Origin of the sequence: Pseudomonas sp. JAI115 (assembly GCF_014200835.1) — a bacterium.
GTDB classification, from domain to species: domain Bacteria; phylum Pseudomonadota; class Gammaproteobacteria; order Pseudomonadales; family Pseudomonadaceae; genus Aquipseudomonas; species Aquipseudomonas putida_A.
Map to the genome: position 1 here is coordinate 42,504 of NZ_JACHCY010000012.1, position 25,274 is coordinate 67,777.

The 25,274-nt window shown below is 60.2% G+C and carries 25 protein-coding genes and 1 pseudogene; 14 read left to right on the forward strand and 12 right to left on the reverse strand.

Features of this window, described 5'->3' with window-relative positions; genetic code table 11:
- Positions 1–29: 29 nt before the first annotated feature.
- A complete protein-coding gene (locus HDC30_RS22250; protein WP_027612022.1) occupies positions 30–1,070 on the forward strand; it encodes an Ldh family oxidoreductase in 1,041 nt (346 codons plus the stop codon).
- Positions 1,071–1,135: 65 nt separating this feature from the next.
- Here HDC30_RS22250 and HDC30_RS22255 read toward each other — a convergent pair whose 3' ends face one another.
- The gene (locus HDC30_RS22255; RefSeq protein WP_047602264.1) at positions 1,136–1,453 is read right to left on the reverse strand and encodes a YqjD family protein; all 318 of its coding nucleotides are present in this window, start codon (positions 1,451–1,453) and stop codon (positions 1,136–1,138) included.
- A gap of 153 nt (positions 1,454–1,606) precedes the next feature.
- Here HDC30_RS22255 and HDC30_RS22260 point away from each other — a divergent pair, with 153 nt between their 5' ends.
- Positions 1,607–1,861: a hypothetical protein gene (locus tag HDC30_RS22260; protein ID WP_003224595.1), complete on the forward strand. Its 255-nt coding sequence runs from the start codon at positions 1,607–1,609 to the stop codon at positions 1,859–1,861.
- 8 nt (positions 1,862–1,869) lie between these two features.
- Here the strand turns inward: HDC30_RS22260 and HDC30_RS22265 are convergent, their stop codons facing one another.
- Positions 1,870–2,784: a LysR family transcriptional regulator gene (locus HDC30_RS22265; protein WP_183784941.1), complete on the reverse strand. Its 915-nt coding sequence runs from the start codon at positions 2,782–2,784 to the stop codon at positions 1,870–1,872.
- Between the two features lie 84 nt (positions 2,785–2,868).
- Here HDC30_RS22265 and HDC30_RS22270 point away from each other — a divergent pair, with 84 nt between their 5' ends.
- Positions 2,869–3,792, forward strand: a complete 924-nt coding sequence (locus HDC30_RS22270) for a carbon-nitrogen hydrolase family protein (protein WP_097089638.1) — start codon at positions 2,869–2,871, stop codon at positions 3,790–3,792.
- 141 nt (positions 3,793–3,933) lie between these two features.
- Here the strand turns inward: HDC30_RS22270 and HDC30_RS22275 are convergent, their stop codons facing one another.
- From HDC30_RS22275 to HDC30_RS22285, 3 genes are all read right to left on the reverse strand, one after another.
- A complete protein-coding gene (locus HDC30_RS22275) occupies positions 3,934–4,407 on the reverse strand; it encodes an LEA type 2 family protein (RefSeq protein WP_086791096.1) in 474 nt (157 codons plus the stop codon).
- A 65-nt stretch (positions 4,408–4,472) separates the two neighbouring features.
- Positions 4,473–5,939: a nucleobase:cation symporter-2 family protein gene (locus HDC30_RS22280; RefSeq protein ID WP_095135642.1), complete on the reverse strand. Its 1,467-nt coding sequence runs from the start codon at positions 5,937–5,939 to the stop codon at positions 4,473–4,475.
- A 248-nt stretch (positions 5,940–6,187) separates the two neighbouring features.
- The gene (locus HDC30_RS22285) at positions 6,188–7,081 is read right to left on the reverse strand and encodes a LysR family transcriptional regulator (RefSeq protein ID WP_183784943.1); all 894 of its coding nucleotides are present in this window, start codon (positions 7,079–7,081) and stop codon (positions 6,188–6,190) included.
- 99 nt (positions 7,082–7,180) lie between these two features.
- Here HDC30_RS22285 and HDC30_RS22290 point away from each other — a divergent pair, with 99 nt between their 5' ends.
- The 5 genes from HDC30_RS22290 to HDC30_RS22310 all read left to right on the forward strand — a co-directional run bounded on the left by HDC30_RS22290 (position 7,181) and on the right by HDC30_RS22310 (position 11,722).
- Entirely contained in the window at positions 7,181–8,272 is a 1,092-nt protein-coding gene (locus HDC30_RS22290) for a polyamine ABC transporter substrate-binding protein (protein WP_183784945.1), read from the forward strand.
- 16 nt (positions 8,273–8,288) lie between these two features.
- Positions 8,289–9,248 carry an agmatinase gene (gene speB, locus HDC30_RS22295; protein ID WP_183784947.1) on the forward strand — a complete coding sequence of 320 codons (960 nt, stop codon included), beginning with the start codon at positions 8,289–8,291 and terminating at the stop codon, positions 9,246–9,248.
- Positions 9,249–9,398: 150 nt separating this feature from the next.
- A complete protein-coding gene (gene zapE, locus HDC30_RS22300) occupies positions 9,399–10,517 on the forward strand; it encodes a cell division protein ZapE (RefSeq protein WP_183784949.1) in 1,119 nt (372 codons plus the stop codon).
- Between the two features lie 17 nt (positions 10,518–10,534).
- On the forward strand, positions 10,535–11,116 hold the full coding sequence (locus HDC30_RS22305) for a DinB family protein (protein WP_183784951.1): 582 nt from the start codon (positions 10,535–10,537) through the stop codon (positions 11,114–11,116).
- 108 nt (positions 11,117–11,224) lie between these two features.
- Complete coding sequence (locus HDC30_RS22310; protein WP_183784953.1) at positions 11,225–11,722, forward strand: GNAT family N-acetyltransferase; 498 nt, start codon at positions 11,225–11,227, stop codon at positions 11,720–11,722.
- Between the two features lie 84 nt (positions 11,723–11,806).
- Here HDC30_RS22310 and HDC30_RS22315 read toward each other — a convergent pair whose 3' ends face one another.
- Together HDC30_RS22315 and HDC30_RS22320 are read right to left on the reverse strand one after the other, a co-directional pair.
- A complete protein-coding gene (locus HDC30_RS22315) occupies positions 11,807–12,016 on the reverse strand; it encodes a hypothetical protein (RefSeq protein ID WP_097089648.1) in 210 nt (69 codons plus the stop codon).
- A gap of 197 nt (positions 12,017–12,213) precedes the next feature.
- Positions 12,214–14,459: pseudogene (locus HDC30_RS22320) on the reverse strand (TonB-dependent siderophore receptor).
- On the opposite strand from HDC30_RS22320, the gene HDC30_RS22325 reads away from it, so the two are divergent.
- Together HDC30_RS22325 and gorA are read left to right on the forward strand one after the other, a co-directional pair.
- Positions 14,446–14,616 carry a GPO family capsid scaffolding protein gene (locus tag HDC30_RS22325; protein ID WP_143503118.1) on the forward strand — a complete coding sequence of 57 codons (171 nt, stop codon included), beginning with the start codon at positions 14,446–14,448 and terminating at the stop codon, positions 14,614–14,616. The pseudogene HDC30_RS22320 and the gene HDC30_RS22325 overlap by 14 nt on opposite strands.
- A 40-nt stretch (positions 14,617–14,656) precedes the next feature.
- Positions 14,657–16,015 carry a glutathione-disulfide reductase gene (gene gorA / locus HDC30_RS22330; protein ID WP_027612009.1) on the forward strand — a complete coding sequence of 453 codons (1,359 nt, stop codon included), beginning with the start codon at positions 14,657–14,659 and terminating at the stop codon, positions 16,013–16,015.
- On the opposite strand, the gene HDC30_RS22335 is transcribed toward gorA, so the two are convergent.
- Positions 16,012–17,028, reverse strand: a complete 1,017-nt coding sequence (locus HDC30_RS22335) for a DNA-binding protein (protein WP_103368981.1) — start codon at positions 17,026–17,028, stop codon at positions 16,012–16,014. The two genes, gorA and HDC30_RS22335, sit on opposite strands and share 4 nt — an antisense overlap.
- Before the next feature lie 177 nt (positions 17,029–17,205).
- Between HDC30_RS22335 and HDC30_RS22340 the strand changes: the two genes are divergently transcribed.
- The 3 genes from HDC30_RS22340 (at position 17,206) to ahpF (ending at position 20,539) form a co-directional block, all read left to right on the forward strand.
- On the forward strand, positions 17,206–18,144 hold the full coding sequence (locus HDC30_RS22340; protein WP_007963337.1) for a site-specific integrase: 939 nt from the start codon (positions 17,206–17,208) through the stop codon (positions 18,142–18,144).
- A 136-nt stretch (positions 18,145–18,280) separates the two neighbouring features.
- Positions 18,281–18,844: an alkyl hydroperoxide reductase subunit C gene (gene ahpC, locus HDC30_RS22345; RefSeq protein WP_003224621.1), complete on the forward strand. Its 564-nt coding sequence runs from the start codon at positions 18,281–18,283 to the stop codon at positions 18,842–18,844.
- 132 nt (positions 18,845–18,976) lie between these two features.
- Positions 18,977–20,539: an alkyl hydroperoxide reductase subunit F gene (gene ahpF / locus HDC30_RS22350; RefSeq protein ID WP_183784955.1), complete on the forward strand. Its 1,563-nt coding sequence runs from the start codon at positions 18,977–18,979 to the stop codon at positions 20,537–20,539.
- A gap of 177 nt (positions 20,540–20,716) precedes the next feature.
- On the opposite strand, the gene gloA is transcribed toward ahpF, so the two are convergent.
- Complete coding sequence (gene gloA / locus HDC30_RS22355) at positions 20,717–21,238, reverse strand: lactoylglutathione lyase (RefSeq protein ID WP_007963339.1); 522 nt, start codon at positions 21,236–21,238, stop codon at positions 20,717–20,719.
- 139 nt (positions 21,239–21,377) lie between these two features.
- Here gloA and HDC30_RS22360 point away from each other — a divergent pair, with 139 nt between their 5' ends.
- Complete coding sequence (locus HDC30_RS22360) at positions 21,378–21,896, forward strand: DUF4946 domain-containing protein (protein WP_027612004.1); 519 nt, start codon at positions 21,378–21,380, stop codon at positions 21,894–21,896.
- 217 nt (positions 21,897–22,113) lie between these two features.
- Here HDC30_RS22360 and HDC30_RS22365 read toward each other — a convergent pair whose 3' ends face one another.
- The 3 genes from HDC30_RS22365 to HDC30_RS22375 form a co-directional block, all read right to left on the reverse strand.
- Positions 22,114–22,479: a histone-like nucleoid-structuring protein, MvaT/MvaU family gene (locus HDC30_RS22365; RefSeq protein ID WP_183784957.1), complete on the reverse strand. Its 366-nt coding sequence runs from the start codon at positions 22,477–22,479 to the stop codon at positions 22,114–22,116.
- A 234-nt stretch (positions 22,480–22,713) separates the two neighbouring features.
- A complete protein-coding gene (locus HDC30_RS22370; protein ID WP_183784960.1) occupies positions 22,714–24,249 on the reverse strand; it encodes an EAL domain-containing protein in 1,536 nt (511 codons plus the stop codon).
- A 115-nt stretch (positions 24,250–24,364) separates the two neighbouring features.
- The gene (locus HDC30_RS22375) at positions 24,365–25,237 is read right to left on the reverse strand and encodes a LysR family transcriptional regulator (protein WP_103368984.1); all 873 of its coding nucleotides are present in this window, start codon (positions 25,235–25,237) and stop codon (positions 24,365–24,367) included.
- Between the last annotated feature and the right edge of the window lie 37 nt (positions 25,238–25,274).

Here is a 25,274-nt window from a genome sequence, read left to right on the forward strand (position 1 = left end):
TCCCTCCAATAATTAGTCTGGAGCTTCAGATGTCTGCGCCACACGATTCCGTGTCTTCCCCCGTTGCGTCCACACTCTCGCTCGAAGCGCTGACGCAATTGCTTGAAAAGGTTTTCCTGCGCCACGGTACGTCGGCGTCCGTCGCCCGCACTCTGGCTGCCAATTGCGCCGGTGCCGAACGTGACGGTGCGCACAGTCATGGCGTGTTCCGTATCCCCGGATATGTTTCGACCCTCAATAGCGGTTGGGTCAATGGACAGGCTGTGCCGCAAGTCGAGGACGTAGCCTCGGGTTTCGTGCGAGTCGATGCCGGCAACGGTTTCGCCCAGCCCGCGCTGGCCGCTGCTCGTTCGTTGCTGGTGGAGAAGGCGCGTAACGCAGGAATTGCGGTGTTGGCAATTCGCAACTCGCATCATTTTGCGGCGCTGTGGCCGGACGTCGAGCCGTTTGCCGAAGAAGGGCTGGTGGCGCTCAGCGTGGTCAACAGCATGACCTGCGTGGTGCCGCATGGCGCCGATCGGCCGCTGTTCGGCACCAACCCGATTGCCTTTGCCGCGCCGCGGGCCGGTGGTGCGCCGATTGTCTTCGATCTGGCGACCAGCGCCATCGCTCACGGTGATGTGCAGATCGCGGCGCGCAAGGGCGAACGTCTGCCCGCCGGAATGGGCGTGGATGGTCTTGGGCAGGCGACGCAGGATCCGAAAGCCATTCTTGAGGGCGGCGCACTGTTGCCATTCGGCGGCCATAAAGGTTCGGCGCTATCGATGATGGTCGAGCTGCTGGCGGCGGCGTTGACCGGGGGCAATTTTTCCTTCGAGTTCGACTGGGCGAACCATCCCGGGGCCAAGACCCCGTGGACCGGGCAGTTGCTGATCGTCATCGACCCAAGCAAATCCGCCGGGCAAAGTTTTGCCGAGCGCAGCGAAGAACTGGTGCGGCAGATGCATGGGGTGGGATTGAAGCGCTTGCCGGGTGATCGTCGGCATTTGCAGCGGGCCAGGTCGCTGGCCGAGGGGATTGTGCTGGAGGAGCAGACGCTGGCGCAGTTGCGCGAATTGGCCGGGGAATAACTGTTAGATAACCCATGTGGCGAGGGAGCAAGCTCTCTCGCCACAGTTTTTTTGTCAGACGTCGATCAACGACGACCGAGCAACAAGCCCACCACCAGACCGAAACCGGCGGAAATCGCTACGGTCTGCCATGGATGGCCGCCAATGTAGCTCTCGGTAGCCTCGACCGCCGGCTTGGTGCGGTCGCGCACGCTCGAAACAGAATCCAGCGCCTGTTGCAGTTTCAGGGCGATTTGTCCGCGCAGGGTCTCGGCTTCTTCGCCCACCAGTGAGGCGCTGCTCTTGAGCAGTTTGTCGGACTCTTCGATCAAAGCCTGAAGTTCGCTGAATGCCTGATCCTTGATTTGGTCTTCGACGGCTTGCACGCGGGATTTGCGGGCCATTGGGTGACTCCTTGCAGATGGATGGACAGTGATCAATGGAGTGTGGCGCTGACTGAAAAGTTGCACTGATTTTAGGTGCGAAAGAAAAACCTGCGCGGGAGATTTCCCTCGAGCGTGTAAGATGTCGCCATTTTACGCAGCAGGTATTTCCCCATGAGTTTCAATCTGGCCGACAAATCCCTCGCCGAGCGCGCAGCGCTGGAAGACGAGAAATCCCGTCTGTTCGAACTCTGGCAGAACAATCTGGGCAAAGCCAAAGGCGAAGCCGCGCGGTTGTTCGGCGAACGCTCCAAGCGCAAGGGCAAATGGGCCGAGTGGGTGCGCGCCGAGCTGGATGGCATGTCCCCGCCGGAGTTCGCCAACATGGTGCGCAGTGAAGTCAATCGACTGATGGCGGCCAACAAGTAACACGCGCCTCAGTCCGCATTGAAACATCCGACAATCGCCTCACGCACCTTGATCACCACCGGATCGATCTGCGTGCTGGTGCGCCAGCCCAGTTCGATCGGGTAGCGCGGCAGCGCCAGCGGGCAGGGCAGCAATATCAGTCCGCTGAGCTCGGCAATGGCCTGAGCGGCATGGCGGGGGATGGTTGCCACCGCGCCGCTGCCCTTGAGCAGATGCGGCAGCGCGGCAAAGTGCGTGGTCGAGGCGCAGACCCGCCGGCTCAGACCCAGCGCCGCCAGCCCCTCATCGGTGATGCCGATAAAACCGCCCGAGGACACCAGAATGTGCTCGCGCGCGACGAACTCCGGCAAATCGATGCGCTGTTGGCCGGGCGCCAGACTGCCCGGATCGACCAGGCACGCATAATCCCCTTCACCCAACACCTGACGACTGAGCAGACGCTCGGCGAACCCACCGGCGGTGATCGCCAGGTCGATGCTGCGCTCCATCAGGGCGCGGGCAACGATCTGGCTGTGGGTCTGGCGGAAGATCAGCCGCAGCTTGGGCGCGCTGCGAGCGATGGCTTCGATCAGGCGCCGGCCATAAGCGATTTCGAAATCATCCGACAGGCCCACGGTGACTGATCGGCCGTCATAGTGGTGGGCCGCCGGATCGACCATCGCCAGGCTCTGCCGACATTTGTTCAGCGCCTCGCTGACCACCGGTTTCAGTTGATTGGCCTTGAGCGTCGGCGCCAATCCGCGACCAGTGCGCACGAACAATTGATCGCCATACACCTCGCGTAACCGGCGCAACGCCGCGCTGACCGCCGATTGCGTCACGCCCAGACGCAGCGCCGCACGGCTGGCGCTGGACTCCTCATGCAGGGCTTCGAAGACTTTCAGCAGGTTGAGGTCGACGGTTGCGATATTCATTTGGCTCATATCATTCTGCAGTGAATCGGTGTTTATTCATGATCCCGCGCCGCCGCAGAATCGGCAACACTTGAACCCGATGGAGTGACCGCAATGCCCAAATCAATCGTCGCCGCCCTGCAGATCGGCGCCTTGCCCGGTGGCAAGGGTGAAACCCTGGAACAGATCCTCAGTTGGGAAGACGCGATCAGCGAGTCCGGCGCGGCACTGGTGGTGATGCCTGAAGCGTTGCTCGGTGGCTATCCGAAAGGTGAGGGCTTCGGCACGCAGTTGGGCTATCGCTTGCCCGAGGGGCGTGAGGCCTACGCCCGCTACTTCGCCAACGCCATTGATGTGCCGGGGGCAGAAACCGAGGCACTGGCCGGTTTGTCGGCGCGCACCGGGGCCAATCTGGTGATCGGCGTAATCGAGCGTGCCGGCAGCACGTTGTATTGCACGGCGCTGTATTTCGATCCGCAGGCGGGGCTGGTGGCCAAGCATCGCAAGCTGATGCCGACCGGCACCGAACGGCTGATCTGGGGCAAGGGTGATGGCTCGACGCTGCCGGTGCTCGACACACAGGTCGGCAAACTTGGTGCGGTGGTGTGCTGGGAAAACATGATGCCGCTACTGCGCACGGCGATGTACGCCAAAGGCATTGAAGTCTGGTGCGCGCCGACCGTGGACGAGCGCGAGATGTGGCAGGTCAGCATGCGTCACATCGCCCACGAGGGCCGTTGCTTTGTGGTCAGCGCCTGTCAGGTGCAGGCTTCGCCGAACGAGCTGGGCGTGGAGATTGCCAACTGGCCGGCGGATCGGCCGCTGATTGCCGGCGGCAGTGTGATTGTCGGGCCGATGGGCGATGTGTTGGCGGGGCCGTTGCGTGGCGAGGCCGGGTTGCTGACGGCTGAGATCGATACTGATGAGCTGGTGCGGGCGCGGTACGACTATGACGTGGTCGGCCACTATGCGCGGCCGGATGTGTTTGAGCTGTCGGTTGATGAACGCGCCAAACCCGGCGTGCGGTTCACCGCATAACGTCGGGCTGATTGAAAAAACTGTGGGAGCTGGCTTGCCAGCGATGGCGGACTGTCAGCAACGACGATGTTGGCTGATGCGGCCCTATCGCTGGCAAACCAGCTCCCACAGGTATTTATGAGTGGTCTCAAAATTGTGTATTTACCACGTCGCAGCAGTGGCCTTTGGCAAACTCAGCTTGCCGCTGTCGACAAAACGCATGGTGCCGAACACGCCGCCCGCGAGTTTGCCGCGCAGCACGTAAGGCAGGTTGTCGAGGGTTTGTGTCTGGCTCAAACCCAGAGTCTGGCGCAGTACCGAGAACGCGGAAACGCTGACCGGCACGCTGACCACGGTTTCCGAGAAGCGCGGGATCGAGCCGGTCTGATCGCTGACGCCCGAGGCCAGTGGACGGCCATTGACCTCCAGATCCAGGGCGATGCCGTTGTAATCGATGGCCGTCTCATTGGGGTTCTGCACCCGCAACTTGATCGCGAAACGCACTTCCAGATCCTGGCTCGGCAACGGTTCGAGGCCGACCACGTTGATGTTCACTGGATCGCGGTTGGGAAACAGCGCGCAGGCGCTCAGGGACAACAGCAGCAGGGACAGGATGACGGCGTGGACGCGGCGCATAAACAGTCTCTCAACGAAAAAGGGCTGAACCGTTGCCGGCTCAGCCCTTTTTTCATGGCGCAGCGTCAGCGGTTCAACTGTGCGACCGCCGCGGCCGTTGCAGGTTCAGCTTTGGCCGGCAGATCGGGGTTTTCCATGACCTGCAGAATCGACGCTTCCGGATCGAAATCGTCTTCTTCCAGCTCAATGAATTCTTCCGGCAGGAAGATATTCAGCACGATAGCGCACAACGCCCCGACGGTGATCGGCGATTCGAAGATGTTACGCAGGGCTTGCGGCAACTCGCGCAGCACTTCCGGCACGGCGGCAATGCCCAGGCCCATGCCCACCGAGATCGCCACGATCAACATGTTGCGCCGATGCAGGCCGGCCTCGGCGAGGATTTTGATCCCGGCCACGGCCACGGTGCCGAACATCACCAGTTCAGCGCCGCCTAGCACCGGTTTAGGCATCAGTTGCAGCACCGCGCCGATCATCGGGAACAGCCCCAGCAGTACCAGCAGGCCGGCGATGAAGAACGCGACGTAGCGGCTGGCCACGCCGGTCAACTGGATCACGCCGTTGTTCTGCGCGAACGTGACCATCGGCATGCTGTTGAACACCGCCGCCATCGCCGAGTTGAGGCCATCGGCGAGCAGACCGGATTTGATTCGGCGGATGTACAGCGGGCCCTTGACCGGTTGCCGCGAGATCATCGAGTTGGCGGTCAGGTCACCGGCGGCTTCCAGCGGCGAAACCAGGAAGATCACCGCCACCGGTACGAACGCCACCCAGTCGAAATTGAAGCCGTACTTGAACGGCACCGGCACGCTGACCAGCGGCACTTCGGGCATCGAGGCGAAATCCACGGTGCCCATCAGCCAGGCGACCACGTAGCCGAGGGTCAGGCCGATGACGATCGCGCCCAGGCGCAGGAACGGCACGTCGACGCGGTTCAGCACAACGATAGTGCCGATCACCAGCGCGGCCAGAAACACATGGCTGGCGGCGCCCAGATCGGGCGCGCCGAAGCCGCCGGCAATGTCGGTCATCGCCACTTTGATCAGCGACAGGCCCATCAGGGTGATGATGGTGCCCGTGACCACCGGGGTGATCAGCATCCGCAGTTTGCCGATGAACTGGCTCAGCACCACTTCGATGAACGCGGCGAAAAAGCACACGCCGAAAATCGTCGAGAGGATTTCATCGGTGCCGCCGCCCCGGGCCTTGACCATGAACCCGGCGCTGAGAATCACGCTGATAAAGGAAAAACTGGTGCCTTGCAGGCACAGCAGACCGGAACCGACCGGGCCGAAACGCTTGGCTTGAACGAACGTGCCGAGGCCTGAAACGAACAGCGCCATGCTGATCAGGTACGGAATTTCACTTTGCAGACCGAGGGCGCCGCCCATGATCAGGGTCGGGGTGATGATGCCGACGAAGCTCGCCAGCACGTGTTGCAGCGCGGCGAAGACGGTTGCAGTCAGGTGCGGACGGTCGTTGAGGCCGTAGAGCAGATCGTTGTTGCGCGGGACTTTTTCAGAGGCGGTCATGGTGTTTTGCGCGCCGTAAGGCGGGGCCGGGTCAGAAAATGGAGGCGCAGGATGCCGGAAGAGGACGGCGAGGGCAACGAGCAAAAATTGCCTGAAAGGTCAAGAAACACGGGGTTTGAACTGGTTGCTGTTTCTGTGGTGAGGGGATTTATCCCCGATGGACGCGAAGCGTCCCGGCTTTTTGGGCTGGGACTGCTACGCAGTCCATCGGGGATAAATCCCCTCGCCACAAAGTTATTTGCTGGCATTCAGGTGAAGGCTGCGAGCAAATCCTCCTCAAACGCCTTCTGCGCATCCCCCGGCACCTGAGCGCGATGCCGGGCCAGATGAAACGCCACCTCGAAACTCAACTCACCGGGTCGCAAAGCACGCAACAAGCCTTTGTCCTCCCAGACCCGCGCATAGTGATCCGGCAGATAGTCGACATGCTTGCCGGAGAGAATGAAGGCGAGGGTGCCTTCGACCTGCTCCGAACGCGCGGAAAAGCGCTTGTCCGGGAATGCCTCGCCCGTGCGCATGAACCGATACGGATGATCCACCCGGTCGCAGGCCCGCAACGCCGCGTCATCCGGCGCATCGACGCTGAACAGCGGATGCCCCTGCGCGCAATACAAATGCTGGGTTTCCCGGAACAGTTCGCGGTAATCGAACGCGCTCTGCACTTGAGAGAAATAACCGATGGCCAGATCCAGTCGCTGTTGCAGCAGCAAGCGCTCCATCTCCCCAGGCATCGCGCTGATCAACTCGATGCGCACCGACTCATCGCGCTCGCGAAAGCGCCGGATCGCGTCCGCCACCCGCAGCAGCACCGACTGATCAACCGCCTCGGACAGGCCCAGCCGCACCTCACCGATCAGCCGTCCAGCGACGCCGTTGGATTGATGACGGAACGTCTCGATGGATTGGAACAGTGCGCGAATCGCGATAAGCAGTTGCTCACCCTTGGGCGTGACGCTGAAACCGCCCTTGCCCCGGCTGCACAGGCGATAGCCGAGGCGGGTTTCCAATTTGGCCATTTGCTGACTGATGCTGGACTGGCTCAGGCCCAGCTCACCTTGCGCCGCGCTGAAGCCGCCACATTCCACGACCCGCACAAACAGGCGCAGCAACTGCAAATCGAGGTCGTGAAGCTGACCGAGCATTACATTACTCCGGGATAAAGTCAGGTTAACAAACTTGATATTTCTGCAATGTATCCGACGGCGCATCCTGCCACCACTTCCTCCGGTCAGGTGTTCATCATGGCTCCCGTGTTCAAGCTGTGTTTTCCCGCGTTGTTGTTGTCCGTGGTCATCCAGGCACAGGCCGAGGATAAAACCCTCAATCTCTACAGCTGGGCCGATTACGTGCCGGCGCAGACGCTACAGCGTTTCGAGCAGGAGACCGGCATTCATGTGCGCTACGACACCTTCGATACTTCCGAGGTGCTGGAAACCAAACTGCTGACCGGTGGCAGCGGTTATGACGTGGTGGTGCCGTCGTCCAGCGTGCTGGCCCGAGGATTGGCAGCGGGCGCGCTGAAGGAAATCCCGCATCAAGGCCTCAAGGGTTACGCCAACCTTGATCCCGATCTGCTGGAAAAACTCGCCGCCGTCGATCCCGGTAATCGCTACGCCGTGCCTTATACCTGGGGCACACTCGGGTTGGGGCTGAACGTCGAGGCGGTGAAAAAGCGCTTGCCGGACGTGCCGCTGAACAGTCTCGATCTGCTGTTCAAACCCGAGTACGCCAGCAAGCTCAAGGACTGCGGGATTGCCGTGCTCGATTCGCCGCAGGAAGTCATCGGTCTGACGCTGCACTACCTCGGTAAAGATCCCTACAGCACCGACAAGAATGATCTGGCCGCCGCCGAAGCCTTGTTGCAGAAGCTCCAGCCGTCGGTGCTGTATGTCGCCACCGGCCGGCAGATCAACGATCTGGCCAATGGCAGTGTCTGTCTGGCGCTGACCTACAACGGCGACGTGAGCATGGCCGCCGATCAGGCGCACAAGGCCAACAAAGCCTACGAAGTCGCCTACCGGATTCCGCGCGAAGGCACGTTGATCTGGCAGGACAATCTGGCCATTCCCAAGGACGCGCCAAACCCGCAAGCGGCGCGGGCGTTCATCGAATTCATGCTGCGCCCCGAGTCGGTGTCCGAGCTGACCAATACGCTGTTTTTCGCCACCGCCAACCAGGCCGCGACGCCGCTGGTGGATGAGGCGGTGCGCAACGATCCGGACATCTATCCGCCCGCCGAAATGCGCGAACGCCTGTACGCCGACCGCAGCATGAGCCTCAAGGACATGCGTCAGCGCTCGCGTCTGTGGACCACTTTCCGTAGCCATCAATAACAAAAGGAGCACACCGATGGACGTGCCGATGCTCAATGACCAAGCCATGACCCGCGACAGCCTGTACGGCACGAGTGCCGAAAGCACCTACGCCGGGATCACCAGTTTCATGCGTCGCCGGTACAGCCGTGATTTGCGCGGCGTCGACGTGGCGGTCAGCGGGGTTCCGTTCGACACCGCCACCAGCAACCGCCCGGGCGCACGCTTCGGGCCACGGGGGATTCGCGCGGCATCCACCGGGATCGCCTGGGAACGCCACTGGCCGTGGGCGTTCGACCCGTTCGATCATCTGGCGGTGATTGACTACGGCGATTGCGACTTCGATTACGGCTCGCCGCAGACCATCCCGGAAAGCATCGAGGCCCACGCCGAGCGCATTCTTGATGCCGGCAGCGCCATGCTGACGTTTGGTGGCGACCACTTCATTACCTATCCGCTGCTCAAGGCCCATGCGCGCAAACACGGCGCGCTGTCGCTGATCCACTTCGATGCGCACAGCGACACCTGGCCGGACGAGGGCGGCAAACGCGTCGATCACGGCACCATGTTCTGGCACGCGGCCAGGGAAGGGCTGGTAGATCCGGCGCGCTCGGTGCAGATCGGTTTGCGCACCACCAATGACGATCATCAAGGCTTTGCCGTGCTCGACGCCCGGCAGGTGCATCGGCGTGGCTGCGAGGCGATTGTCGAGGCGATTCGCGCGCGGGTCGGCGATCACCCGGTGTACCTGACGTTTGATATCGATTGCCTGGATCCGGCCTTTGCCCCGGGCACCGGCACTCCCGTGTGTGGCGGGCTGAGCACGTTGCAGGCGCTGGAAATCCTCGGCGGTTTGCGCGGGATCAATCTGGTGGGCATGGACGTGGTGGAAGTGGCGCCGGCCTATGATCATGCGGACGTGACGTCGCTGGCGGCGGCAACCCTGGCGATGGAAATGCTCTGCCTGTACGCCGCCCGACACAAAGTCGACCTTTAAAACACCGCAAAGCCAATGTGGGAGTGGGCTTGCTCACGAAAGCGGTGTGTCATTCAACGATGCTGCTGGCTGGCCTGACGCCTTCGCGAGCAAGCCCGCTCCCACAAAAGGGCACCTGTTTTTCAGGGACATCGTGGCATACTGCCGCGCATGACTTTCGACTCTCCTTTAAGCGCCTGGCAACACGCGATCGAGCACAAGGGGTTCATCCAGGATGAAGCCCAGGAGCATGCGGTCTGGGCGCTGCAAAAATGCCATGAAGCCTTGCACACCGGTGCCCGTTTGGTCACCGGCGTGTACTTGTGGGGCCCGGTCGGGCGCGGCAAGACCTGGTTGATGGATCAGTTTTATCAGAGCCTGCGGGTGCCGGCCCGACGTCAACATTTTCATCATTTCATGGGCTGGGTGCACCAGCGCTCGTTCCAGTTGACCGGGATCGCCGATCCGCTGCGGGCGCTGGCCAAGGAGCTTGCGGCGGAAGTACGGGTGCTGTGTTTCGATGAGTTGTTCGTCAATGACATCGGCGACGCGATCATCCTCGGTCGGCTGTTTCAGGTGATGTTCGACGAAGGCGTGGTGGTGGTCTGCACTTCCAACCTGCCGCCGGATGGGCTGTACGCCGACGGCTTCAATCGCGACCGGTTTGTCCCGGCGATTGCCGCGATCAAGGCGCACATGCAAGTGGTGGCGGTGAACGGCGCCGAGGATCATCGCTTGCACCCGGGTGCGGGTCTGCAGCGTTATTTTGTCGCGGCGCCGGGGCAGGATTGTGAGCTGCAGCAGGTGTTCCAGTCGCTCAGCGCCGGCCAGTCCGCCAGCGCGGAGCCAGTGCCTGTCGGTCATCGCCTATTGAACGTGGTGCAAGCCAGCGAATCGGTGCTCTGGTGCCGCTATGCCGATCTCTGCGAGCAACCATTTGCCGCGATGGATTTCATCGCGCTGTGCGATCGCTATCGGTCTATTCTGTTGAGCGAAGTGCCGAACCTCAGCGCGCGGAAACGCGAAGGGCGCATCGCTCGCGGCACGGAGGACGGCTCGGCGCAGGTGGTGGCCGGCGACCGTGAGTTGCCGCAACTGTCGGTGCACGACGACGGCGTGCGGCGCTTCATTGCGTTGGTCGACGAGTGTTACGACCGCAAAGTGCCGCTGTACATTGAGGCCCAAGTACCGATGGAGGCGCTGTACACCGAGGGTTATCTGGAGTTCCCATTCCGGCGTACCCTCAGCCGTTTACAGGAGATGCAGCTGCAGCGTTTTGCCGAATCCTGAGCGAAGAGGGCGCGAGTATGAGCCAACCGCTGTCGCATCATTTACTGACCATGGCCTACCAGCACGCGTGGGCCAATCATCGCCTCGGCAAAGCCTGGAATCAGCTCGACGCCACTGAGCTGGCGGCGCCGCGAACGAGCTTTTTTCCGAGTATCCGCCTCACTCTCAATCACATCCTGACGTGCGACTGGTTCTACGTCGACGCACTGGAACGCGAGTTGCGCGGTGACGAGCCGCATCCCGACTGCTATGTGTTTTTCAACCTTGACGAGCCGTTTACCGAAGCCGCTGCGCTGCGTGAAGAGCAGGCGCACGTTGACCGCCGGTTGATCGCTTATTGCGAACAACTGCGCGATGCCGATCTGGGGCGGATCGTCACCATCGCCCGTGAAACGCCGCAGCATGACAGTCGCTTGCGTATGCTTTCGCACCTGTTCGAGCATCAGATCCATCATCGTGGGCAGGTGCATGCGATGCTCAGCGCGACCTCGGTAAAACCGCCGCAACTGGATGAGTTCTTCTGCGCCGGCGAGAGTGGGTTGCGTGCTCAGGATTTTGCCGAGCTGGGTTGGACGGAAGAGTTGATCTGGGGGCGTTGATGTCTGGAAATCAAAAGATCCGGTTGTGGCTCGCAACATCCTCGCGGTAAGGTCGAGCAGCCTTTCAGGCGCGCACCTTGCACGCCGGGGCCATGATCGGGGATGGAAATGGATTCCGCAGAAATTCTTGTGCTACAAGCCAGTTACACCAATCCAGTGCACGCCGAAGCCATCGGCATCGTGCTCAATCACTACGCAGAAGATCCCATGGGCGGCGGCCATTCGCTTGACCCCGAGCTGCTGCGCCGCCTGCCTGAAGAACTTGCCCGCAGGCCTCACGCGTTCAGCGTGCTGGCGTTCGTCGGTGGTGAGCCGGCCGGGCTGGTGAACTGCTTTGAAGGCTTCTCGACGTTTGCCTGCAAGCCGCTGGTCAACGTCCATGACGTGGCGGTGATTTCGAAATTTCGCGGCCTCGGCCTGAGCCAGAAAATGCTGCGCAAGGTCGAGGAGATTTCCCGCCAGCGCGGATGCTGCAAGATCACCCTGGAAGTGCTCGAAGGCAACGAGGTGGCACAGAACTCCTACCGCAAGTTCGGCTTCGCCCCCGGCATGTTCGACCCGGAACATGGCCGCATGCTGTTCTGGATCAAGGATCTGCAGGCATAAAAAAAGGCGCCCCAAACAGGGCGCCCAACTGTCGTCTCCGAGGCCAGAGCGGAGCCATCGGAGGTCCATCGGTTGCTCGGTGAATCAGTCGCGATAAGACTCGGTGACTTGCGCGGTCTGATCGTTCGGAACCTTCAGTTCCGCTGCTTTGCTATCGGTCGGCTGTTCGCTTGGCGCGTGGTGGACCGGGAAGTTGTCGTAGTAATGCCGCATGCGTTCGGCGCCGCCCTCGGCAAAGGCGCTGGCGGAACCGAGGGCGAGTAGCCCGGCAAGAATGGCGGTGGTGGTTTTCATGGTGCCTCCTACTGAAAAACGTGGGAGCCGTTCGTCCATGAAGCAGATCTCGGGCACAGTGTCCCGGCGGGGAATTAACTCGGGGTTAACAGCTGTGGTGAGGGGCTCTGACGGTATGCCCTTGGAAGAGTGGGGCCGCTTTGCGACCCGTCGGGGATGAATCCCCTCACCACAGGGGGGTGTTTGAACCGGTGCGCTCAGAGCTTCCAGTCCAGGCTCAGGGTCACCGTGCGCGGGTCGCCCCAGTACACGCCGTTGTAGAAGCCGACGTTGTCGTAATACTTCTTGTCGAACAGGTTATCGACGTTCAGCGACGCCGACAGATGCTTGTCGAATTCATAGCGCGACATCAGCTTGACCACGGTGTAGGCCTCCTGGTTGATCCGCGCCGGTTCGGTGATGATCCGGCCGTTGGCGCCGCGCCCGACCGGGCGGTTAGCCGCGCCATAGACGTCGCTCTGCCAGTTCACCGCGCCACCCACGGTCAATGCGTGCCAGTTGCCCGGCAGGCGATAGGCCGTGGACAGCCGCAGCATGTTCAGTGGTTGAGCGGTGTTGCTGCGCTGTTTTTCGCCGTCGACGGAGTGGGTGTAGGTGTAGCCGGCGGTCATGTTCCAGCCGCTGAGAATTTCCCCGGACACTTCGGCCTCGAAGCCATTGACCTTGTTACCCTTGCCGCCGGACTTGAAAAACTCCTCGCCGCTCACCGGGTCCGGGGGTACCGAGTTGTCACGCTCGGCGACGTTGTCCTGTTTGCTCCAGAACACTGCCGTCGCCAGGTTCAGGCGTTCGTCGAGCAGGCTGCCTTTGAGCCCGACTTCGTAGTTGCTGCCGATCACCGGGTCGAGGTAATTGCGGTTGCTGTCGCGCTTACTCTGCGGTTTGAAAATGTCGGTGTAGCTGGCGTAAACCGTGTACTCCGGCGTCAGGTCGTAAAGCAGGCCGGCGTAGGTGTCCAGATATCATTCTGGCGTTGATGGGTGGCATCGGTGCTGGTCAGTTTTTGCTGCGCATCATAGTAGTAATCGGTGCTGGATTCGTCCCAGCTGCCATAGCGGCTGCCGATGACGGCATGCAGCTCATCGGTCAGGCTCAGGCGGGTCGCGAGGTAACCGGCCTTTTGCCGAGTGATGCCTCGCGCGCCCGGCAGGCCGGTAACGGTGTCGGCGAATTTGCCGATGTCACCCATGTATTTCCAGTCGCGGATCTTGCCGTAGTCGGCGGCTTGGGGGCTGTTGAAGGCGTAGGGCGAAGTCGAGCGGTTTTCCGCCTCGCCGTAGCCGAACATCATCTCGTGTTCGCGGCCGAACAGCTGGTACGGCCCTGACAGGTTGAAGTCGTACACGCTCATTTTCTGCGTGCCGAGCATGTGCCCCATGTAGGCCGTCATGCCGCTGCGGTCGGCCTCGGGAAAACCGGAGCCGCCGTAATAGACCTTGCCGTCGGTATCACTTTCGCGGTGGGTGTAGGCAGCCTTCAGCTTCCAGCCATTACCCAATTGCTGGTCCAGGGTGACGAACGCGGTCTTGTCCTTCAGCGGCCAGGAACTCCAGGACGTCGCCATGTTCGTTGAACGGCCGAGGCCGGCCTTGCTGCCGTCGGCGTTCCAGTACGGCACCGTCCCCCAGGACGTGCCTTGCACCTGCTTGTCCTGATAGTCGTAACCGACGGCAAGCACCGTGGAGTCGGTCAAATCAGCTTCGAGAATGCCGTAGCCGACCTCGCGCTGCAGCGCATATTTGTCGCGGAACGACTGGCTGTCGCGATAGGCCAGCACCGTACGCCCGCGCAGCCGACCATCGAAGGCCAGCGGCCCGCCGACATCGACATAGCTGTAGTAGTTGTCGTAGCTGCCGCCACTGACCCCGGCCAGTGCCTGCCACTGGGCAGTCGGGCGCTTGCGCACCATGTTGATCGTCGCTGAAGGATCACCCGCGCCGGTGGTCAGGCCGGTGGCGCCGCGTACCACTTCGATGCGGTCGTAGATGATGGTGTCCGAGTCTGACTTCATGCGCCCGAAGGTGTTGAGCATTCCGTCGATCTGGAAATTGTTGATCGGGTAACCCCGCGCCGAATAGCTGACCCGATCCGAGTCGTTGTGTTGCAAGACGATGCCGGTGGTCTGGCGCATGGCTTCGGACAAGGTACCGAGCTTGAAATCATCCATCTGCTGGCGAGTGACCACGGACACCGATTGCGGGGTTTCCTTGATCGACAGGTTCAGCCGCGTCGCGGTGCTCATCGCGCCAGTGGTGTAGGAATCAGTGTTTTCAGTGTTAACGCCGAGGCCTTCGGCGCTGACGCTGGTGGCGTCCAGTTCCAGCGCCTGGGCGGCGGATTGTGGCGCTGTTTCAGGATCGGTTTCAGCCAGCAGATCGGGACTCAACGCCATGCTGAACAAGCCGACAGTCAGGGTCATGGAACGGGTAATGGGCGCGAACATCGCAGCCGACTCCTTGTCTTCGAGGGAAAAAATCCATTGGTTCAAAGACGAGACGCAGCACGACGATTTAGTAACAAACAAGAAATATTATTATTTGGAGATATTTCCCGACTTCGCCGAGACGGGCGAAAAGCTGCTCACGGCGCTTGCCCAATAGACGGCGGCGGGTATGCTGTTGGCCTGCCGAGGAGATAGCAATGGCCTACGATTTTGACCTTTATGTGATTGGTGCCGGTTCCGGCGGTGTACGTGCAGCGCGCTTCGCCGCCGGTTTCGGTGCGAAAGTGGCGGTGGCCGAGAGCCGTTACTTGGGCGGCACCTGCGTCAACGTCGGCTGCGTGCCGAAGAAACTGCTGGTGTACGGCGCGCATTTCGCCGAAGACTTCGAACAGTCGTCCGGTTTCGGCTGGAGCCTGGGCGAAGCGAATTTCGACTGGGCGACCCTGATCGCCAACAAGGACCGCGAGATCAATCGCCTCAACGGCATTTATCGCAACCTGCTGGTCAACAGCGGCGTGACCCTGCACGAAGCCCACGCGAAGATCGTCGGCCCGCACGAGGTCGAGGTCAACGGTGAGCGCTTCACCGCGAAAAACATTCTGATTGCCACGGGTGGCTGGCCGCAGATTCCGGAAATCCCGGGGCACGAACACGCGATCAGTTCCAATCAGGCGTTTTTCCTCAAAGAGCTGCCGAAGCGGGTACTGGTGGTCGGTGGTGGTTACATCGCGGTCGAGTTCGCCGGGATTTTCCACGGTCTGGGCGCGAACACTACGCTGCTGTATCGCGGTGATCTGTTCCTGCGTGGTTTCGATGGCTCGGTGCGCAGGCATCTGCAGGAAGAGCTGACCAAACGCGGCATGGATCTGCAATTCAACGCCGACATCGCGCGCATCGACAAACAGCCTGACGGCAGCCTGAAAGCGACCCTCAAGGATGGCCGCGTGCTCGAAGCCGATTGCGTGTTCTACGCCACGGGCCGGCGTCCGATGCTGGACAACCTTGGGCTGGAAAACACCGATGTGCAGCTCACCGACAAAGGTTTCATCAAGGTTGACGAGCAATACCAGACCAGCGAGCCGTCGATTCTGGCGCTGGGTGATGTGATCGGTCGGGTGCAACTGACGCCAGTGGCACTGGCCGAAGGCATGGCGGTGGCGCGGCGCTTGTTCAAGCCTGAGCAATACCGTCCCGTGGATTACAAGATGATCCCGACCGCCGTGTTCAGTCTGCCGAACATCGGCACTGTCGGCCTGACCGAAGAAGAGGCGCGGGAAGCGGGGCATGAAGTGGTGATTTACGAGAGCCGCTTCCGCCCGATGAAGCTGACGCTGACCGAGTGTCAGGAGAAAACCCTGATGAAACTGGTGGTCGACGGCAAGACCGACAAGGTGCTCGGTTGCCACATGGTCGGCCCGGACGCGGGGGAGATCGTCCAGGGTCTGGCGATCGCGCTGAAGGCTGGCGCGACCAAGCGTGACTTCGACGACACGATCGGGGTGCACCCGACGGCCGCCGAAGAGTTCGTCACCATGCGTACGCCGGTCGGCGCTTAAGCGTCCTTCGCTTTGGCTGTGTCTGGCGCTGCCGCAACGGTAGCCGCCAGACGCAGGCTGTCTTCGAGGCTGGCCTGAGTTTTGGTCAGTTCCTTTTCCAGTGACTGATTGAGCTGCCGCTGTTCGTCGGCATCCTGTTTCAGCGTCTGACTTTCCAGCAGGGCCACGCGCAGGCGTTCCTGGAGGAGGGTGCGTTCGTTGTCGACGCGAGTGGCTTGCTCCAGCAACTGATCCTGACGCTGGTTGCTGTGCTTGAGCTGATCCTGCATCAGGCTCAGTTCGCGCTGGGTGCCACGGTTTTCCGTGAGCAGGCGTTCGTTATCGCGATGCAACTGAGTGATCTCGTCCTGACGCACCAGTGCACTTTGTTGCGCCTGGCGCAATTCCATCTGCAACTGCTGCAGCTGTCCTTCGTGACGGGCCTGCTCCTGCTCGCGCTGCTCTTTAGTGGCGTTGCGGTAATGCTCGAGAGCATCGCGGGCGTGCAGGTGTTTCTCTTCCAGCGAGCGGATCTGCTCGTCCTTGTCCTGCAGGCGCAATTCGAAATCAGCCAGCGCCTGATTGAGTCCGGCGTTGCGGGTTTGCTCGGTCTGCAGCATCGAGCGGGTTTCTTTTAGCGCTTCGGATTCCTTGGCCAGCGCCGCGCCTTGAATGTCGTGCTGTTGTTCCAGTTGCTCAAGTGCCTGGCGCACCTGCTTGAGTTCCGCTTCCAGGGTTTCGCGCTGCTCTTCGAACTGCTCGCGCGCTTGTTCGATCGGCTCTTGCGCCTGTTCTTTCAGGCGCTGGGCGAGACGCGAGACCAGTGCGGTCAGTTCGTCATTGATCGGTTCCGCGGACGCTTCGACCGGTTGGCTGCCGTCATCCAGCTCTTTCAGATAGCGATGGATCGTGGTTTTCGAACCGGTGTTGCCCAGTTCGATGCGTACTGCATCGATGCTGGGGTGTTCGCCTCGGGCCAGAATCGCTGAGCGCGCGATCTGCACCACTGCTTTGTTAACGCCGCCACGGGCCATTTTAACTCCTACCATTACGTACTGTGGTACATGCCACCAAAGTACGCAGTGTACCACGCTGAAAATAAAGTTAAATGCTTGATTATTCACAGGCGGGATATACTGGTATTACCCAATGTCAGACCCCTGAATCGGGTTTTTCATCCAGCAATCAGTACGCCTGCGAGAACACTGCCCATGAGCGAGATCGATCGCTACCTGCAAGCCGCCACCCGTGACAACACCCGCCGCAGTTATCGTTCTGCGATCGAGCATTTCGAAGTGAAGTGGGGCGGCTTCCTGCCAGCGACCGCCGACAGCGTGGCGCGGTATCTGGTCGAGCATGCCGGGGTGCTGTCGATCAACACACTGAAACTGCGGCTGTCAGCGCTGGCGCAGTGGCACAACAGTCAGGGTTTTGCCGATCCGACCAAGGCCCCAGTGGTGCGCAAAGTGTTCAAAGGCATTCGCGCACTGCATCCGGCGCAGGAAAAACAGGCCGAACCGTTGCAATTGCACGATCTGCAGCAAGTGGTCGACTGGCTGGAGCAGGAAGCCAGTAGCGCCAGGCAGAATCAGGATCGTCCGCAGTTGCTCAAGGCCTATCGCGATCGGGCGCTGATTCTGCTGGGCTTCTGGCGGGGCTTTCGCAGCGATGAGCTTTGTCGTCTGCAGATCGAGCACGTGCAGGCGCACGCCGGCAGCGGCATCACCCTCTACCTGCCGCGCAGCAAGGGCGACCGCGACAACCTCGGGCAGACGTATCAGGCGCCGGCGCTGCTCAAGCTGTGCCCGGTGCAGGCTTATATCGACTGGATCACCGAGGCAGCGCTGGTACGCGGCCCGGTGTTTCGCGGCGTTGACCGCTGGGGCCATCTGAGCGAGGAGGGCTTGCACGCCAACAGCATCATTCCGCTGTTGCGTCAGGCGCTCGAGCGCGCCGGCATCCCGGCCGAGCGTTACACCAGCCATTCCCTGCGCCGCGGCTTTGCCACGTGGGCGCATCAAAGCGGCTGGGATCTGAAATCGCTGATGAGTTACGTCGGCTGGAAGGATATGAAGTCAGCCATGCGCTATGTTGAAGCCAGCCCCTTTCACGGGATGGCCCGGATTACGGATAAACCGGCTTCGTCGTAGATATGGTTTTCTTCTATTAATACAGTCTGCTAATAGCGAAAACAAATCAGCAGCATCAGGTTTGCCAATGAGCCATCCGTCGAGTGAGTGGGTAGGATTCACCCATCGAATTCACAACCCTGACGGAGAGTCATCAATGCCTATCATCAACAGCCAAGTAAAACCGTTCAAAGCTACCGCATTCAAAAACGGCGACTTCGTACAAGTCTCGGACGCTGACCTGAAAGGCAAATGGTCCGTAGTGTTCTTCTACCCAGCCGACTTCACCTTCGTGTGCCCAACCGAGCTGGAAGACCTGGCCGACAACTACGCTGCGTTCCAGAAACTGGGCGTGGAAATCTACAGCGTTTCGACCGACACCCACTTTGCTCACGCTGCCTGGCACAACACTTCGCCAGCGATCGGCAAAATCGAATACACCATGATCGGCGACCCGACCCACGTCATCTCCCGCAACTTCGACGTGCTGATCGAAGAAGCTGGCCTGGCTGACCGTGGCACCTTCGTGATCAACCCTGAAGGCCAAATCAAAATCGTTGAACTGAACGATGGCGGCGTTGGCCGTGACGCTTCCGAGCTGCTGCGCAAGATCAAGGCTGCTCAGTACGTTGCTGCTCACCCAGGCGAAGTTTGCCCGGCCAAATGGAAAGAAGGCGAGGCCACTCTGGCTCCGTCCCTGGACCTGGTCGGCAAGATCTGAGTCTGTGAGACACGCAACACAGGGCGGGACTCCGCACCTACTTCAGTAAGCTGCACCGCCCATTGAAAAAGCCCGGGCGAGATTCGCTCGGGCTTTTTTTCGCCTCGAATAAAGACACAGGAGATCGCCCGTATGTTGGACGCCAATCTTAAAGCCCAGTTGAAATCGTACCTGGAACGGGTTACCCAGCCGATCGAGATCGTTGCTTCCCTCGACGACGGTGCGAAATCCCGGGAAATGCTTGACCTGCTGAAAGACGTTGCCAGTCTTTCGAGCCAAATTACTCTGATCGACAGCGGCACCGATGCCCGCAAGCCGTCGTTCTCGATCAACCGTCCGGGTGCCGAGATCAGCCTGCGTTTCGCCGGCATCCCGATGGGCCATGAATTCACCTCGCTGGTGCTGGCCCTGTTGCAAGTCGGCGGCCACCCATCGAAAGCCAGTGCCGAAGTGATCGAACAGATCCGCTCGCTCAAGGGTGAGTTCAGTTTCGAAACCTACTTCTCGCTGTCGTGCCAGAACTGCCCGGACGTGGTCCAGGCGCTGAACCTGATGGCCGTGCTGAATCCGAACATCCGTCACGTCGCCATCGACGGCGCGCTGTTCCAGGACGAAGTCAACGATCGCAAGATCATGGCCGTGCCGAGCATCTACCTCAATGGTGAAAACTTCGGTCAGGGTCGCATGGGCCTGGAAGAAATCCTCGCCAAACTCGATACCGGCGCCATCGAGCGTCAGGCCGAGAAAATCAGCGCCAAACAAGCCTTTGATGTGCTCGTAGTTGGCGGTGGCCCGGCCGGTGCGTCGGCCGCGATCTATGCTGCCCGTAAAGGCATTCGCACCGGTGTTGCGGCTGAGCGCTTCGGCGGTCAGGTGCTGGACACCATGGCCATCGAGAACTTCATTTCCGTGCAGGAAACCGAAGGCCCGAAACTGGCCACGGCGCTGGAAGAACACGTCAAGCAGTACGACGTCGACATCATGAACCTGCAACGAGCCGACAAGCTGATTCCCGGCAAGAACGGCGAGCTGCACGAAGTCCACTTCGCCAGTGGCGCGACCCTGAAAGCCAAGAGCGTGATCCTGGCGACTGGCGCACGCTGGCGTGAAATGAACGTGCCGGGTGAGCAGGAATACCGCAACAAGGGCGTGGCGTACTGCCCGCACTGCGACGGCCCGCTGTTCAAAGGCAAGCGCGTGGCGGTGATCGGCGGCGGTAACTCCGGCGTTGAAGCGGCCATCGACCTGGCCGGTATCGTTGCCCACGTCACGCTGCTGGAGTTCGACGTGCAACTGCGTGCCGACGCGGTGTTGCAACGCAAACTGCACAGCCTGCCAAACGTCACCGTGATCACCAGTGCGCAAACCACTGAAGTCACTGGCAACGGCGAGAAGGTCAACGGCCTGCGTTACAAGGATCGCAATACTGACGAACTGCGCAGCGTCGAGCTGGAAGGGATTTTCGTACAGATCGGTCTGCTGCCGAACACCGACTGGCTCAAAGGCACCCTCGAGCTGTCGCCGCGTGGTGAAATCATCGTCGACAACCGTGGCGAGACGTCGATCCCGGGGATCTTCGCGGCCGGCGACGTGACCACTGTGCCGTACAAGCAGATCGTGATTGCGGTGGGCGAGGGTGCCAAGGCTTCCCTCAGCGCGTTCGATCACTTGATCCGTACTTCGGCGCCGGCGTAAAACGGCAGTCGCTGAAACGAAAAAACCCATGAGCGATCATGGGTTTTTTTATGCCTGACACAAATTAATGTGGGAGCGGGCTTGCTCGTGAAAGCGTCCTGTCAGCCAACATTTTCGCTGAATGACTCACCGCTTTCGCGAGCAAGCCCGCTCCCACAAAGGCTTTTATGTGATCAGTTACAGCGGCGCAGGCTGGATGATTTCAACCCAGTAGCCATCCGGGTCCTTGATGAACGCCAGGCTTTTCATACGGCCATCAGTCAGGCGCTTCTGGAAATCACAGCCCAGCTCTTCAAAACGTGCGCACGCGGCAACGATGTCTGGCACCGAGATGCAGATGTGGCCGAAACCGCGTGGGTCGGTGTTGCCATTGTGATAGGCGAAGTCGGCGTCGTTTTCGGTGCCGTGGTTGTGGGTCAGTTCCAGAATGCCGGGGATCGACTTCATCCATTCGGTGCGGGCGGCGGCGTCGGCCGGGATCTGCGCCTTGTCGACCAGCGCGAGGAAGTACAGGCTGAATTCGGCTTCCGGGAAATCACGCTTTTCAACCAGCGAGAAGCCCAGTACGCGGGTGTAGAAATCCAGCGACTTGGTGATGTCCTTTACACGCAGCATGGTGTGGTTGAAGACGAAGTTGCGGGTTGCGCTGTCTGGAGTGGCGGTGACGCCGGGGAAAGTGTTCAGTTCGTGCAGGCTCATAGGCCCTCCGTAACAATGGGGCGAGTGAATGGGCGCAATGATACGCATGCGGGGCGGCATCGCCAAACCGAATGCGCGGCTTGCTCTGTGGGCGGCCGGGCCTCAGACTTTGCTGCTCAATCTGCGAGTGCCTCTGGTAATGATCCGACCGTTCAAAGCGCTGTTCGTTTGCCTTTTCTCATCGCTGCTTGCCGTTCCGGCGCTGGCGGATCAGCCCAGTATCACCTGGCCTGCAGGCTGGGAAGTAGAGGCGCTGCCTGATCAAGCCCCTCAGGTTTCGCGCCAGCGCGCGGTGAAAAACGATGCTGACGGCAATCAGGTGATGGTGATGGAGTTGACCATGAGCCAGGTTGAGGCAGGCCATCAGGTCAATGTGCAGGGTGTCCTGCTGGAAATGCGCAAATCTATTCAGAAAGACTTCTTCCAGGGTGGCTATCAAAGCGTTTGCAACAAGATACATCCGGCAAAACTCGCCGCTCTGGATGCACTGGAGACCACCTGCACGATCACCGAAAACGGCCGTCATGTGTTGTCGCAAACATTGGTTGCTGCGGTCGCGACGGATAAGGCTTATGTACTTTCTTACGCGGGTCAGGCTGAGGTTTATAAGGCGAGCGCCGAGGAAATAGTCGCAGTGAGAAACAGCTTGAAACTTTAAGCGTCTGTTTGCACCGCTACGGGTTTAGATACCCGAAGGAATTAAGCACAAAGTTTAGCGGTCGTTGCGGTTGCAACATCCCGGCGCAAAATGTTTAGCCTCACGGCTTGTGGGTGTTAAAGCAGATTGATAACTAGCGTGGCGGAAATCGTTGCTTTTGTTAGATATTGTCGAAAAAAAGCCCTGCATAGAGCAGGGCTTGTTTGTTGACGCAAGATTAACCGCGTAACCAGGAATCAACGGTGGCAGCACCGTACTGTTCTTTCCAGGCTTTCAGGCCGCGGTGATTGCCGCCCTTGGTTTCGATCAGTTCACCGGTGTGCGGGTTCTGATAGACCTTGACCACGCGAGCGCGGCGGGTTTTCGGTGCGGCAGACACTTGCAGGCCGGACTTGGACGGGTTCGGATCGAGGATGGCGATGAGGTCTTTCAGGCCTTTGCCGTAGGTTTTCATCAGCCCCTGGAGCTTTTCTTCGAATTCGATTTCTTTCTTGAGCCCGGCATCGTTCTTCAGCGATTCCAACTGCTTGAGCTGTTCCTGAAGGGCCTTTTCAGCTGCACGAAATTCAGCGAGTCTGGACAATATCTTTACTCCAATAGTGTGTTTGGCTGATACCAACCGCAAACAAAGCTATAAGCCAAGAGCCTTGAAGCGACTCGGTGATAATGGCTCACCTGCCAATCTTGCACAGGCTGAAAAAATTGTAGTAGTTAATGCGCCAAGAGTAAATCCTGATCTTGTCGTCATGTAACAACAGTGGTGTTTTGTATCAATTTGGTGCGCCCGGTCGCTGCGCCGGGCTTAATTTATTTTTAGTTAATGGTGACTTAATGCATCGATGAAGTCGGTGCCAGGCATGGGTTTTCCGAACAGATAGCCCTGCAGGAAGTTGACGTGGTGTGCGGTCAGATAGTCAGCCTGAGCCTGAGTCTCTACACCTTCGGCAACAATACCCAAATCGAGCTTGGCCGACAGTTCGATAATCGTGTCCAGAATATGCCGCGACAGCGCATCAATGCCGATCATCGCGACGAAACTCTGGTCGATCTTGAGAAAATCGACATTGAATGTTCGCAGGTAGCCCAGACTTGAATGGCCGGTACCGAAATCGTCGATGGCGATCATCACCCCCAGCGCGTGCAACTGCTCGAACAATAGGTGCGTGACATCGGTTGGCTCAATCAGCTCGCGCTCGGTCAGCTCCAGCACCAGGTTGATACTGCCGGGGGCAAAAGCAGCGAGAAACCCGCGACAGTCTTCGACCAGTTGCAGATCCTGGCAATGGCTAGCGGTGATGTTGATGCCGATGTGGAACGGTTTGTCGAACTCCGCCGACAACGGGCCGAGCAGGGCGGCTGTCTGCTGCATCAGCGAACGAGTCATGGGCACGATCAGGCCTGAATGTTCGGCAAACGGAATGAACAGATCCGGACGCACCAGACTCTCCTTGGGGTGATTCCAGCGCATCAGCACTTCAGCGCCGGACCACTTCCGGCTGTCGCCATGCACCACCGGCTGGAAGTAGGGAATGAATTCGCCAGCCTCCAGCGCGCGCAGCATCTCATGGCTGGGCGAAGTGGCGCGCCGTTGCAGAACATGGGCGATAGCGCCCGCGATCACCCCGAAAAATATCAGCAGACTGAACAGCGGCGGGTATTCGCCGGCCATGTAGCGCCACGTTTGCCCCTGCGGAAAGCCTGCACTGACACTGAAGGCATAGCGCGAAGACGCGAGCATACTCTGCGCCACCGGTAACGGCGGCAGGGCGCCTTGATGCACCTTGCCATCGACGGACAGCCAGTTATCGCCGACCTGCAACAACAGCAGCGTCTGCCGGCCGATCAGGCGCAGGATGTTGCTCAGGTGATAACCATCGAGGGTGGTCAGCGCGCCACCGCGACCTTCGCTGAGGCGATACACCAGCAGCGCGGTGTTGGGCGTGACGGGGTTGCCATTCATCAACCACAGTTTGCCCTGCGTATAGTCGCCCGGATTCACGGCCTCCTTGAACTCCCCGAACAGCGAGCTGCAATAGAGGTTGTTGTCCCACACCAGATTGGTCGAGCGCACAAAAGGTCGACGGGTCACCTGTTCACGCAAGGCCAGTTTGACGCTGTCGCAGGGCTGACCGGCCAATGGCAACAATTCACTGGCGGCCTGGGCGGTGTTGTCGAGCATCAGTTCAAACTGGCGCAACGCCTCCTCGGCAGTATTTTGTGTGCTCTGTTGCAAGGCGCGTCCGGCTTGCAGATACAGAATCCCGCCGCCTAGCAGGACGGGCAAAACACCACAAAGCAGGCTCACAAAAATGCGTACGCTGCGTTTGCGGCGGGGTCTGACGGTCAAGGGCATTGGCGCATCCTGTCGCGATGGGGTGGAACTCTCGAATGCAGGCCTGGCAACGGCGCACCGGTGAAAAACAGCGAAGTCAGAAGGGATGATAGATGGCCGTTGGCGCTTGTGCCGCTCACGGCTGGTTGATCTGCGTGGCGAGTTCGATAAATGCCCGCGTGGCGGGCGAAGCCTGACGCTGATCGAGGACTGCGAGGCCGATCAGGCGTTGTACCGCCGGCAACAGCGGTTTCTTCAGGTAACGGGGCGCTGGATCGTCCGGCAATGAGCCCTCGGCGACAACGGTGATGGCATCGCCCCGGCTGACGACGTCCAGCGTACTGAGCAATTGCGAGCAGCGATAGCGAATGTTCGGTTGCAGGCGCGCAGCAGTGAACAGACGTGAAACCAGTTCCGATGACCCGGCCTCGGTCAGCACAAAGGGGGCGGCACTCAAATCCTGGAGGCTCAGCGCCGCACGTGCGGCCAATGGGTGATCGAGCGGGAGCAGGGCGACCATCTGGTCTTCGACCAGAGCAAAAGTGTCGAAGCGCTCCTCGGGCAGCACCACAAAACCGACGTCAATTCGCCGCTCCTCCAGCCACTGCAGCACCTGCCGGTCCGGTCCCTCATCAATGTGCACTTCAATGCCCGGATGCACTTCGCGATAGCGCTGCAGAATCTTCGGCAGCAACTTGATCGATGACGTCGGGCCGAATGAGCCGATACGCAACGTGCCGGTTTTCATGCCTCGCGCATCGGCCGCTTCCTGGCGCAGGGTGTTGGCCAGACCGAGCATGGCCCTTGCGCGCTGCAGCAGTTGCTCGCCGATATCGGTGAGCTCCACCTGCGACTGGTGCCGCCGCAACAACTCCACGCCCAACTCCTGTTCCAGCGATTTCATCGCGTGGGATATCGCCGACTGCGAAATGCCCAGACGATGGGCGGCGAGGGTAAATCCGCGCAGTTCGGCGACCAGCGAGAAGATCTCCAGTTGCGTGAGGGTCATGAGTTTTTGCTCATTTTACGATGAGAGGGCATGAGGG

Coding starts and splice junctions, on each gene's coding strand:
- HDC30_RS22315 (WP_097089648.1), bottom strand. CDS start 12,016: ATGAAAACCACCACCGCCATTCTTGCCGGGCTACTCGCCCTCGGTTCC.
- gloA (WP_007963339.1), bottom strand. CDS start 21,238: ATGAGCCTGCACGAACTGAACACTTTCCCCGGCGTCACCGCCACTCCA.
- ahpF (WP_183784955.1), top strand. CDS start 18,977: ATGTTGGACGCCAATCTTAAAGCCCAGTTGAAATCGTACCTGGAACGG.
- HDC30_RS22325 (WP_143503118.1), top strand. CDS start 14,446: ATGGGCGCGAACATCGCAGCCGACTCCTTGTCTTCGAGGGAAAAAATC.
- speB (WP_183784947.1), top strand. CDS start 8,289: ATGGACGTGCCGATGCTCAATGACCAAGCCATGACCCGCGACAGCCTG.
- HDC30_RS22265 (WP_183784941.1), bottom strand. CDS start 2,784: ATGAGCCAAATGAATATCGCAACCGTCGACCTCAACCTGCTGAAAGTC.
- HDC30_RS22340 (WP_007963337.1), top strand. CDS start 17,206: ATGAGCGAGATCGATCGCTACCTGCAAGCCGCCACCCGTGACAACACC.
- HDC30_RS22285 (WP_183784943.1), bottom strand. CDS start 7,081: ATGCTCGGTCAGCTTCACGACCTCGATTTGCAGTTGCTGCGCCTGTTT.
- HDC30_RS22275 (WP_086791096.1), bottom strand. CDS start 4,407: ATGCGCCGCGTCCACGCCGTCATCCTGTCCCTGCTGCTGTTGTCCCTG.
- HDC30_RS22250 (WP_027612022.1), top strand. CDS start 30: ATGTCTGCGCCACACGATTCCGTGTCTTCCCCCGTTGCGTCCACACTC.
- HDC30_RS22280 (WP_095135642.1), bottom strand. CDS start 5,939: ATGACCGCCTCTGAAAAAGTCCCGCGCAACAACGATCTGCTCTACGGC.
- zapE (WP_183784949.1), top strand. CDS start 9,399: ATGACTTTCGACTCTCCTTTAAGCGCCTGGCAACACGCGATCGAGCAC.
- ahpC (WP_003224621.1), top strand. CDS start 18,281: ATGCCTATCATCAACAGCCAAGTAAAACCGTTCAAAGCTACCGCATTC.
- HDC30_RS22370 (WP_183784960.1), bottom strand. CDS start 24,249: ATGCCCTTGACCGTCAGACCCCGCCGCAAACGCAGCGTACGCATTTTT.
- HDC30_RS22335 (WP_103368981.1), bottom strand. CDS start 17,028: ATGGCCCGTGGCGGCGTTAACAAAGCAGTGGTGCAGATCGCGCGCTCA.
- HDC30_RS22290 (WP_183784945.1), top strand. CDS start 7,181: ATGGCTCCCGTGTTCAAGCTGTGTTTTCCCGCGTTGTTGTTGTCCGTG.
- HDC30_RS22260 (WP_003224595.1), top strand. CDS start 1,607: ATGAGTTTCAATCTGGCCGACAAATCCCTCGCCGAGCGCGCAGCGCTG.
- HDC30_RS22375 (WP_103368984.1), bottom strand. CDS start 25,237: ATGACCCTCACGCAACTGGAGATCTTCTCGCTGGTCGCCGAACTGCGC.
- HDC30_RS22255 (WP_047602264.1), bottom strand. CDS start 1,453: ATGGCCCGCAAATCCCGCGTGCAAGCCGTCGAAGACCAAATCAAGGAT.
- HDC30_RS22270 (WP_097089638.1), top strand. CDS start 2,869: ATGCCCAAATCAATCGTCGCCGCCCTGCAGATCGGCGCCTTGCCCGGT.
- HDC30_RS22360 (WP_027612004.1), top strand. CDS start 21,378: ATGATCCGACCGTTCAAAGCGCTGTTCGTTTGCCTTTTCTCATCGCTG.
- HDC30_RS22310 (WP_183784953.1), top strand. CDS start 11,225: ATGGATTCCGCAGAAATTCTTGTGCTACAAGCCAGTTACACCAATCCA.
- HDC30_RS22305 (WP_183784951.1), top strand. CDS start 10,535: ATGAGCCAACCGCTGTCGCATCATTTACTGACCATGGCCTACCAGCAC.
- gorA (WP_027612009.1), top strand. CDS start 14,657: ATGGCCTACGATTTTGACCTTTATGTGATTGGTGCCGGTTCCGGCGGT.